Here is a 10317-nt window from a genome sequence, read left to right on the forward strand (position 1 = left end):
CCGTCAGCCTCCGATGAACGCTTCGCGGAACGCGTCGATGGCGACGCGCAGCGAGAGTTGCGGTTGGTCGAGGTAGCTGACGAGCTTGCTGATCTGGTGATCGTTTTGCGCATGGGCGTCGATCCACTCGGGATCGTCGATGTCGATGTTGTGGGCGGCGTAGGTCTGCGGGTCGACGACGCTCAGCAGCGTCTTCGCCGACGCGCCGTTGAAGCCGATGATGAGCCGTTCGCGCTCGGCGATCGTGCCGATGAAGATCGCGAGCTCGAAGTCGGCCTGCGCGACGAACGGCGCGATCAGTTCGAGCCAGAACGCGGCGACGAGGCTGCGGTAGAACGGATCGACCGGCAGCGGCAGCGTGAGGCCGCGCTCGATGTGCGACGAGCCGCTCTGCATCACCGGCCGCAGCAGCGAGCCGAGCGCGAGCATCGCGCCGCGCAGCCGCACGGGATGACCGCTTTCGAGCAGCATTTCCTGGAGGCCGTACAGCGACTGGTGTTCGACGAAATCGTTGAAGGTGCCGTCATGCGACGTGCCGGGGCCGCCGACGTCGATCGGCACCTGCGTGTCGCCGAGCGCCTGCAGCGCGCCGGGCGGCTCGTCCTTGCCGAGCAGCGGCGGGATCTGCGTGGCGACGCGCGACCACAGCCGCGCGAACGCGAGCGGGCTGCGCGCGAGGAACGCGAGCGGCCGGTCGACCTCGAGCGCGGTTGCGCCGAGGAACGGGAAGCGGCGCATCGACACGTCGTGGCTCGCGACCATGTGGCCCGCGATCGCGAGCTTGCTGCGCGAGCCGAGGAACGCGAAATGCATCGGCTTCGCATCCTCGTAGACGAGCTTCCAGCGCGGATCTTCCGCGAGCAGTTCGAGCGCCTGCGCGATCCAGCGGTCGAGCGTCTGCAGCAACTGCGGGTTGTGCGGGCTCTTCACGAAGTCGCCACGCGACGGAATCTTGCCGAAGTAGGCGACTTGCGCCTGTACGGTTTGCGTCATTGCGCCCCCTGGGCATTCGTTGCGTTGGCGGCCGCGACGGCCGGCGCTGCGGCCGGCGTGCCCGTGCCGGCGGACTGGGTCGCGTTCTGCGCGGCACCCGCGCTCGCGTCGGCGACCGACGACGGCAGCTGCAGGCCGCGCAGGCTCTGCTGCTGCGGCTGGTCACCGCCACCGGCGGACGGTTGCGACGTGCTGATGATGCGCATCGTCACCGACACGTTCACGCTGCCCTGCGCCCACGTCAGGTCGAAGGTACCGTCCGGACGGCGCTTGCGTTGCGCCGAGTTGATCAGCTTCTCGAGACCGTAGCGGCCCGGCTCGTTGACGAGCTGCACCGTGCGGCCGTCGAAGGTCGTCGCGGACAGCGTCGCGCCCGGCGAGCCCTGCGGGTTCGGCCACACGAAGTTGGTCCACTGCGGCGGCGTGTTGCGGTAGCGCAGTTGCTGGCCGTCGATCGCGATCGTGTATTCCGTCGTGCCCGTGCTCGGTTGCGGCAGGATCTGGAACACGGTCTGCGGCTCGGACGATGCGGCGGCGCTGCCTGCCGCACCGCCGGCGAGCGGCGCGACCCAGCGTGCGAAGCCGTTCGTGAAGTCCGGCGTGAGGCCGATGCCCATGTCGCCCCACGTGCGGGCGGCGAGGGTGTCGCCGCGGCGCACCGCGAGCGGCCCGAGCGTCGTGCCGACGAACTTCGCGATCGAGCCGTCCGGGCCGAACACCTGCGCGATTTCACCGGCGCCGGCTTCGACCTTCGCGCTCGCCGCGAACGGGTACTTCGTCGCGAGCGAGTTCTGGAACGGCTGGTAGACCTGCGCGTTCCACACCTTGTTGACTTCGGCGCTGGCCGGCTGGATCACGACCGCGAACGCCTGCATCAGCGGCCGCACGAGCAGCGGACGCAGCGACTTGCGTTGCGAATCGGTGAGGCCCGTCAGCATCTGCTCGTCGACGAGCTTCAGCGAATCGGCGAGTTCCGAACCGTTGCCGTCGAGCGTCTGCTGCATCAGCTGGCGCGCGCCCGGGCCCGGATCGCCCTGGTTCTTGATCACGTTGAAGCGCGTGCGGACCTTCGACAGCGAATCCATGTAGCCCTTGAGCATCGACGTGCCGTCATGCATCGCGACGATCCGCGCGAGCCCGATGAACTCCTGGCCGATCGGACCCATCGGCACCTCGGCCGGATTGCCGTTGATGTCGATGTTGGCCGCCGCCACCTGGCCGGCCTGCGAGCGCGAGAACAGTTGCTTGACCCAGTTCACGACGCCCGTCTGCGCCTTCTTGATCGTCACGTTCGCGAGCGACGGGTTGTCCCACGAGGTCTGGTCGTACGCAGTCTCGAGGATCTTGCGGATCGGCGAATCCTGCGGGTCGCCGAGGCGGTTCATCCCGTCGACGGCCTGGCCGAAGCTGCTGAAGCCCTGCACCGCGATGCCCTGCATGAACTTCTGCCAGTGCTGCGCGTACTCGGTCTTGTACATGCCGACGAGCGTCTTCTGGATCTGCTCGGGGCTGCCCTCGAGCGTCAGGTCATCCTGCGTCGACGTGTTCAGCACCCAGTCCTTCGCCTGCAGTTCCTTGGTCGCCGCGTCGCGGATCGCCGGCTGCACGTAGTCGAACCACGCTTCGCGCGTGAACGTGCCCGGAATCGCGTAGCTGCCTGCCACGAGGCCCTGGTTGCCGTCGCCGACGATGCGCGCGATGGTCATCGGCGCGAAGCGGGTCGATGCGCGCGCCTTGATTTCCTCGTACACGCGCTGGCGGGCCGGCATCCCGCGCACGACGTGGCGCAGGTTCTCGCGGGTCTGGTCGACGAGCGCGAGGTTCGCGTCGATCATCGGCCAGTCGTCGTCATTCACGCGGGACAGGTAGAACGAGATCATGCGCTCCGCGCTCTTGATCATCTCGTCGCGCGGCATGTTGCCGCGATTCGTCTCGAGCCAGCCGCGCCAGAAGCGGGCGAGCTGGTCGGTCAGGTGCGCCTGCTCGACGTGGCGCTTGTCGGACAGCATCAGGTACGTCTTGAGCGCGTTGTACGCGTCCTGCACGTTGGTCGGCGACGCATCGCTGTAGAGGCCGCCCTGCGGTGCGGCCGGCTGCTGCGCGGCTGCGACGGGGGCGGTGCCGGACGCGGCCAGTGCGGCGCCGGCCAGCGGCGCGGCGCCTGCCGCGTTGGTCGAGACCGGCATCGCGCCACCCTGCACGGCGCCCGATTCGGGCGGGCGCGTCATCGGGACGAGCTGTTCGGGGTGCGCGTTCACGTCCTTCATGAACGATGCGAGGTTCTGCGACACCGGGGCCAGCAGGATCTGGCGCACGCCGTTGTAATACTCGGTCAGCAGGTGCTGCTCGAGACGGTCGCCCTGGTACAGGCCGAGCGACACCGACAGCGGCTTGTCGCGGCGGAACTGCTCGAGCTGCTCGATCCGGTCTTCGAGGATGTCCATCGCCTGCAGGCGCGACTGCAGGTCGTTGCGGCCCTGCTGCAGGCGCGTGACGTTGTCGAGGTCGGCCTGCACGTTCGTGACGAGCTGCTGGTTGCCGATCGTCGACCAGGTCCAGCCGCCCAGCGCGAGCGCGAGCGCCGCGACGAAGCCGAAGAAGGTTGCGTAGCGCAGCCGCGTCTTGGTCGGGCTCGCGAACTGCCGCACCGTCTGGCGATCGGCGAAGATCACCTTCGAGAACAGGTCGCGCAGGAAGAAGCCGTTCTTCGAGAAGGCACTGTGCGGCTTCGGCAGCGCGGCGCCGTCGAGGCCGAAGCGATGCGCGATGCGCTGCGCGGCCGCGCTGTTGGTTTCGCCTTCCTGCAGCGCGCTGGTGAAGTAGAAGCCGCGGAAGATCGGCTTGTACTGGAACGGGTTGTTCTCGAACAGCGTCGCGAGGAACGCGCGCAGCGACGGCTTGATCGTCGAGAATTCGAGCGGGAAGCTCAACTGGCCCGGCGACAGCTGGTTGCCGCGCGACAGCGACAATTGCGCGACGCTGATCTCCTTCAGCCCTTCGTAGAGTTCCTCGAAGTGCGTGTCGAACTGCGCGACGACGTCGCGCTTGTCGTCGGGCTCGTAGGGCAGGGTGGCGCCCCACACGCGGTCGTACTCGTGCTTGTCGCTGCTGCTGAAGAATTCGGTGAAGCCGGTGATCAGGTCGGCCTTCGTGAACATCACGTAGACCGGCGCGAACACTTCGAGCTTCTCCGTCAGCTCCTGAACGCGCTGGCGGAGGTTTTTCGCGAGGTTGATCGCAAATTCGGGGCGGTTGCCGGTGAGTTCGGCGATGCTCGCGGTGACGATGATGCCGTTGATCGGCGCCTTCGGGCGATAGCGCTTGAGCAGGCCGAGGAAGCCGAGCCACTCGCTGCGGTCTTCCTCGTGTACCGAATAGCGGCCGGCCGTGTCGAGCAGGATCCCCTCGGTCGTGAAGAACCAGTCGCAGTTACGCGTACCGCCGATGCCGTGGATCACGGCGCTGTTCTTGTCCGCGAACGGGAACTGCAGGCCGGAATTGAGCACGGCGCTGCTCTTGCCCGCGGCCGGGTTGCCGATCACGATGTACCACGGCAGTTCGTACAGCGCGGAGCCGCCCGACACCTGGCCGATCTTCGACGTCTTGATCGTCTTCACCGCGTCCGACAGGCGCGTGCGCAGCACGTCGAGGTCGGCCGTCTTCGCGTCGGGGGCGAGTGCGGCGGCGGCGGGCGCGGCGATCTTGCCGGTTTCCGCCTGCTCTTCCAGCACCTGGCCGAGCTGCTGGTTCGCGCGCTTCACGCGCCAGCGGCGCCACAGCGCGACGACGAGCCACAGTGCGAGGATCGCCGCGAACGCGGTTGCCGCCCACAGGAGCGGCAACTGCAGCATGTCCGCGACAATGAAGAGGATGGCCGCTAGCGCGACGATCCCGACGATCGAGAGCGTACGCGGATGAGTCAGCACGTTGAGGATGCGTTGCATAGGACGTTCAGGTTCCGGTGCGATTCGGTGAGGCGACGCAGGCGCGCCGAGCGGCAAGGGTGGCGCCGCGATGTGTCGCCATGCTGTCAAACGGGATGAAGGGGGCTGGCATCAATGCGCCCGCGGCATCGGAGAAGGCGCGCGCATTAATGAAAGGACGCTGTGAGATTTAAAACGGAAGCGGCGGCCGGAAAAAATCGCGCACCGGAATGCATGATTTTTTGCGCCGCCCATATCGTTTCCTGCCGGGATATTAAAAAGCCCCATGCCGCCCTCATTATTTCCTGTCCGGCAGCCTTGGCTAGCTGCCGCGTCCCAGTTTAAAACCGGGTTTATGGTATTCCACGTGCCCGAGATCCATCATTTTCCAGCGGCCGCCCCAGGTCAGGCCGACCTGTTCGGCGACCTGGCCGTACAACTGATAGCCGCGCATCGCCCACGGATCTTTCTCGGAAATGACCAGCTTGCCGTCGCGCAGGAATGCGTTGTCGGCCGCCAGCCCGAATTGGTGATAACTCTGGAAGGCCGCCGCGTTGGTCACGCTACCGCCCATCTGCGCGAGCCGGTTCTGCCGTTCCGGGCTCCGATAACCTTCCAGCAACGCCATTTCATAGCCATATTGTTCGTGCATGATCTTGTAGACCAGCAGCAAACGCGTACGGAAATCCGGATCCAGCAGGTTCCAGTCGCGGCTCGCATCCTTCAGCGCCGGGCGTACCTGTTCGACTTCCTTGGTGGCGAAGACTTCCGGCGGCAGCGGCGGGGGCGGCACGAGTTGTTCGCCCTGCAGCAGCGCGGCGATCTTCTCGTCGGGCACGCGCGCCGTGTCGTCGTACTGGAACAATTGCCGGCCGCGTAACGCAATGGCGACCAATGGCGGCGTCGCAAGAATACCTGCCGATACCATAATCATCAAGCGCCGCCGAATCAGTAAATTTTGCACGTCGTTTAAAGCGCCGCGCGTAATGCTTGCCGATTTAACAATCTGACTTCGCGTACGCGTGGCGCGATCGTTCGCACGGCGCGTGAGACGGCCGTGAAACTGGGCGACGGATTCGAAAACGGTCGCGCGGATACCCGGTAAAAGCAACAGTGCCGCAACCGCTACGGCAAGGGCGAAATAGGCGACGAGTGCGACGGCAATCAACGAAATCCCCGGAAATTGGAATTGATTGTGTTTTGCAATGCTTGCTCTTAGAATCAGGCTGCTTCGAGAGGCCGGGCTATATTATCGCGGTGAATTAAACCAGGATTCAATGAGACGCTGAATGAGTGCGCCGGAAAATTCAAATTCGAAATCTCCGCCCAGCCTGCTGTCCGATACCAAACCGGCAGGCGACGGAGCTCAGCAGTCGCGCATTCTCGCGAATCTGGAAGGACGTGTCACGCCGCCGGCCGAACCGCCGCGCCGTTCGCTGAAGGCGCCGATCGCCGCCGTCGTGGCCCTGGTGGTCGCCGTTGGCGGCTGGGGCGCTTGGCGCATGCAGCATGCGAGCGAGCAGGCGCCCGTCGTGGCGGCCGAGGCCGCGCCTGCAGCGGCTGCACCGGCGAAGGCCGCAGCGGCCAGCGACACCGCCGTGCAGGTCGCGCAGAATGCCGCGTCCGCCGCATCCGCCGTGCAACCGGCCACGATCGTCAACGACGACGCGGCGTCCCGAACCGTTGCGTCCGCATCGTCCGCGTCTGCCGCGGACAACAGCCGCCTGTCGCGCGCGCTCGCCAATGGCGCCGATGACGCATCGGGCGCGGCCACGGCCGGTGCGGCCGCTGCTGCCGCTGCGACGACCAAGACCGCGAAGGCCGACGCCGCGAAGGGCGCGAAGGTCGCGGCGCGTGGCAAGGCCGATGCGAAGACCGACACGAAGGTCGATGCGAAGGCTGACGCCCGCAAGCATCACAAGGAACAGCAGGTCGAGCTCGCGCAGGCGAAGAAGCATCGCGACGCCACGCCGACCCGTACCGGGAAGGCTGGCGGGAAGGACGATCCGGATGCGGATCTGCTCGCGGCGCTCGTCGCGCGCACGAAGCCGGCCGACAAGAAACTCGCCGCGCAGAAGGTGCAGGCCGTGCCGACCAAGACGGCCGCGACCACCGGCTCGCTGGCGTCGCGCGTGAAGGAGTGTTCGGAGCGCGGTTTCTTCGAGGATCAACTGTGCCGCTGGCGCGTCTGCGAAGGCCACTGGGGCAAGGATCCCGCGTGCCCGAGCGCCGCGCAGTCGGAGACGCGGCAGTAACGCGTCTCGTGCATGCTGTTCGCCGCACCTGCGCCGCCCGTTGGGCGGCGCGTTGCTTTGAGGGCACGGAATCGTGCCGGTATGATGCGGCGTGACGCTGTCACTGGCGCGTCATGCCCGTCGGGCATACGTCTCCTTTCCTTTTCCGGCGCGGGCGCGCGACCCGCTATGCGCGGCGCGCCGCGCGCCGCACGACCTTCTACACGATGGACCTGATCGTACAGACTTACGGCGCCGATACGTCCGGCATGGTGTGCGGCTTCCGCTTCGTTCCCGGCGGATCCGGCGCGATGCTCGATGCGGACGCGGCCGCCACGTGGCTGCGCACGTGCCGCGAGCACGATGCCGGGTCGGGCGATTTCGTCTGGCTGCACTTCAATCTCGCGCACGGCGCGAGCGAGCGCTGGATGCGCACCCATCTCGGGCTGCCCGACAGCTTCTTCGCATTCCTCCACGAAGGGTCGCGCTCGACGCGCATCGAGCAGGAAGACGGCGCATTGCGCGCGATCGTCAACGACGTGATGTTCAACCTCGAACTGACGCCGTCGGAGATCGCGACGCTGTTCGTCCACGTCGAGCGGCGCATCATGGTCACCGCGCGGCTCAAGCCGCTGCGCTCGGTCGACACGCTGCGCGCATGTGTGCGCGACGGCGAGGAATTCAGGTCGCCCGCGGAACTGCTCGTGCACCTGCTGCGCGACCAGGCCGACCTGCTGATCCAGATCATGCGGCGCACGAGCGTCGACGTCGACCGCATCGAGGATCGCTTCCTGTCGCAGCGGCTCACGTCGAGCCGAATCGAGCTCGGCACGATGCGCCGCACGCTGACGCGCCTGCAGCGCATGCTCGCGCCCGAGCCCGGGTCGATCTTCCGGCTGCTCGCGAAGCCGCCCGCCTGGCTGCACGTGGAAGACGTGCAGGAGCTGCGCGAGTCGACCGAAGAGTTCTCGCTGGTGCTCGCCGATCTTGCCGGGCTCAACGAGCGGATCAAGCTGTTGCAGGAAGAGATCGGTTCGCGTCTCGAGGAGCAGAACAACCGGACGCTGTTCACGCTGACGCTCGTGACCGTGATCGCGCTGCCGATCAACATCGTTGCCGGCTTCTTCGGGATGAACGTCGGCGGTGTGCCGTTCTCGGAGAACAAGCACGGCTTCTGGCTGATGGTGCTGCTCGTCGCGGGCTTCACGGGGCTCGCCGCGTGGTGGGCGTTCCGCCGGCGCAACGACCGTTAGCGCCGGCGCCGCGTCGATCCGTCAGCGCAGCAGCGCGATCGCGCGTTCACCGATCACCATCCCGAGCAGGCCCACCAGCGCGACAAGCGGCGGGGCCGGCGAGCGCACGTGCAGCAGCGCGTACAGCACGCCGACACCGAGGCCCACCGCGAGCGAAATCACATAATCCGTCATGGCAGTCTCCCGTGCGGTCCGGCGTCAGGGTTTGACGATGACGCGCTCCCGCGCACCGGCCAGCACCGCGCGATACGCGTCGTGGGCGCGCTCGAGCGGATACACGTAGTCGTCGCCGATCGGGAACGGGCGCAGCGTGCCGTTGCCGAAGCCGGGCGCGAGCGTGTCGAGGATCTGCGCGACCGCGGCGCCGCCAAGCTGCAGCGAATCGACGCCCACGAACGTGTGCTGGCCGCGATAGAACGCGAAGATGTCGAACGGCACGCTGCGGTCGATCGTCGAGATGAAGATCTGCCGCGCACCGATCGCCATCGACGCGTTCGCGGCTTCGAAATACGGGCTGCCGACCGTGTTGTAGACGATGTCCGCACCGTGGCCGCCGGTCGCCGCGCGCACCGCATCGGCCACTGACTGGCTCGACGCGTCGATCATGTGCACGTCGCCCGATGCATGGCCGCGATAACCGCCGGGGCTGCGCTCGACGCCGATCACGGTCGCGCCGTGCGCGGTCGCGAGCTGAATCGCGGCCTGGCCGACCTTGCCGTTCGCGCCGAACACGAGCACGACGTCACCGGCCGTCGGCATGCCGGCGCGGCGCAGGCCTTCGTACGCGGTGACGAACGGCACGCCGACGCCGGCCGCTTCGTCGAGCGTCAGCACGGCAGGCTTGCGGCGCACCAGTGACGCGTCGAGTACGAGCCACTCCGCATGCGAGCCGTCGCGATGCACGCCGAGATCGCCACCCGAGCCCCAGACCGGCGCGCCGATCCAGTCGTCCGGGCCGCTGCGCACGATGCCGGCCCAGTCGCGCCCGGGCGTGCGCGGCCACACCGCGTGCGGCATGCGACCGAGCGCAGCCTTCACGTCGCTCGGGTTCACGCCGGCCGCGCGCACCTCGATCAGCATCTGGCCGTCGGCCGGGACGGGCGTGTCGATTTCCCTGACACGCGCGTCGAGCGAGTCGATGTCGGCGGCGGGGGCGTCGAAGCGGATGCTGCGCATGATGATCTCCGTGGCGGTTGGCTGCCGCGCGGCCGGTCGGGCCGGTGCGTGCAGCGGGTGAAAAGGATGAATGCAGTCTAGTCGGCCCGGTTTGACGCGGAAACCTGCAAAGGCGGATGATTGTTTTGCGATAGACGCATAGCCAACTCCGAAGGCCCTGAATGGACGATTTCCTTTCCCCGCATCTGGCGCTGTTCGTCGACGTGGTCGACCAGCAGAGTTTCTCGGCGGCCGCACGCCGGCTGGGCGTCGCCGCGTCGTCGGTCACGCGGCGCATCGACCGGCTCGAGACGCAGCTCGGCATCCGTCTGCTGCATCGCACCACGCACGCGCTGCGGCCGACCGAGGCCGGGCAGTTGCTGTACGGGCGCGCGACACGGATGCTGGCCGAGCTGCGTGGCTTGCAGGAAGACCTGCACAGCCAGCACGACGAGCCGAGCGGGCTGTTGCGCGTCGACTGTCCGGCGCCGTTCGGCCGGCGGCACCTGATGGCCGCGCTGGCCGCGTTCATGCAGCGTCATCCGGCGCTGCAGGTCGACCTGGTGCTGACCGACAGCATGGTCGACCTGCAGGGCGCGCGGCTCGGCTCCGACGTCGATCTCGCGGTGCGCATCGGCCCGCTCGAGGACACGCGCTTCGTCGCGACCGTGCTGGCGCCGCAGCGGCGCGTGCTGTGCGCGAGCGCGGCGTATCTGGCGCGGCGCGGCGAGCCCGAGTCGCCCGACGCGCTCGCCGGCC

The 10317-nt window shown here is 67.5% G+C and carries 8 protein-coding genes; 3 read left to right on the forward strand and 5 right to left on the reverse strand.

What is annotated here, in order from left to right:
- Positions 1-3 precede the first annotated feature (3 nt).
- The 3 genes from tagF to G3N61_RS11155 form a co-directional block, all read right to left on the reverse strand.
- Complete coding sequence (tagF, locus tag G3N61_RS11145) at positions 4-993, reverse strand: type VI secretion system-associated protein TagF (RefSeq protein WP_043191633.1); 990 nt, start codon at positions 991-993, stop codon at positions 4-6.
- Positions 990-4937 (reverse strand): type VI secretion system membrane subunit TssM, encoded by a 3948-nt coding sequence (gene tssM / locus G3N61_RS11150; protein ID WP_205822398.1) that lies wholly within the window; start codon positions 4935-4937, stop codon positions 990-992. The genes tagF and tssM overlap by 4 nt, the downstream gene beginning before the upstream one ends.
- Positions 4938-5238: 301 nt before the next feature.
- A complete protein-coding gene (locus tag G3N61_RS11155) occupies positions 5239-6084 on the reverse strand; it encodes a M15 family metallopeptidase (RefSeq protein WP_043191629.1) in 846 nt (281 codons plus the stop codon).
- 121 nt (positions 6085-6205) lie between these two features.
- Between G3N61_RS11155 and G3N61_RS11160 the strand changes: the two genes are divergently transcribed.
- Positions 6206-7171 (forward strand): phage tail protein, encoded by a 966-nt coding sequence (locus G3N61_RS11160; RefSeq protein ID WP_089449809.1) that lies wholly within the window; start codon positions 6206-6208, stop codon positions 7169-7171.
- A 206-nt stretch (positions 7172-7377) separates the two neighbouring features.
- Positions 7378-8403, forward strand: a complete 1026-nt coding sequence (locus tag G3N61_RS11165; RefSeq protein WP_089449844.1) for a transporter — start codon at positions 7378-7380, stop codon at positions 8401-8403.
- Positions 8404-8424: 21 nt separating this feature from the next.
- On the opposite strand, the gene G3N61_RS11170 is transcribed toward G3N61_RS11165, so the two are convergent.
- On the reverse strand, positions 8425-8577 hold the full coding sequence (locus G3N61_RS11170; RefSeq protein ID WP_080741840.1) for a DUF1427 family protein: 153 nt from the start codon (positions 8575-8577) through the stop codon (positions 8425-8427).
- 24 nt (positions 8578-8601) lie between these two features.
- Positions 8602-9579: a zinc-binding alcohol dehydrogenase family protein gene (locus tag G3N61_RS11175; protein ID WP_043191626.1), complete on the reverse strand. Its 978-nt coding sequence runs from the start codon at positions 9577-9579 to the stop codon at positions 8602-8604.
- Between the two features lie 161 nt (positions 9580-9740).
- Between G3N61_RS11175 and G3N61_RS11180 the strand changes: the two genes are divergently transcribed.
- Positions 9741-10317 (forward strand): LysR substrate-binding domain-containing protein (locus tag G3N61_RS11180; protein ID WP_205822399.1); only part of this gene is annotated, 577 nt, incomplete at its 3' end.

It is taken from the genome of Burkholderia sp. Ac-20349, assembly GCF_017104865.1.
GTDB classification, from domain to species: Bacteria; Pseudomonadota; Gammaproteobacteria; order Burkholderiales; family Burkholderiaceae; genus Burkholderia; species Burkholderia aenigmatica.

Coding starts and splice junctions, on each gene's coding strand:
- tagF (WP_043191633.1), bottom strand. CDS start 993: ATGACGCAAACCGTACAGGCGCAAGTCGCCTACTTCGGCAAGATTCCG.
- tssM (WP_205822398.1), bottom strand. CDS start 4,937: ATGCAACGCATCCTCAACGTGCTGACTCATCCGCGTACGCTCTCGATC.
- G3N61_RS11160 (WP_089449809.1), top strand. CDS start 6,206: ATGAGTGCGCCGGAAAATTCAAATTCGAAATCTCCGCCCAGCCTGCTG.
- G3N61_RS11165 (WP_089449844.1), top strand. CDS start 7,378: ATGGACCTGATCGTACAGACTTACGGCGCCGATACGTCCGGCATGGTG.
- G3N61_RS11170 (WP_080741840.1), bottom strand. CDS start 8,577: ATGACGGATTATGTGATTTCGCTCGCGGTGGGCCTCGGTGTCGGCGTG.
- G3N61_RS11175 (WP_043191626.1), bottom strand. CDS start 9,579: ATGCGCAGCATCCGCTTCGACGCCCCCGCCGCCGACATCGACTCGCTC.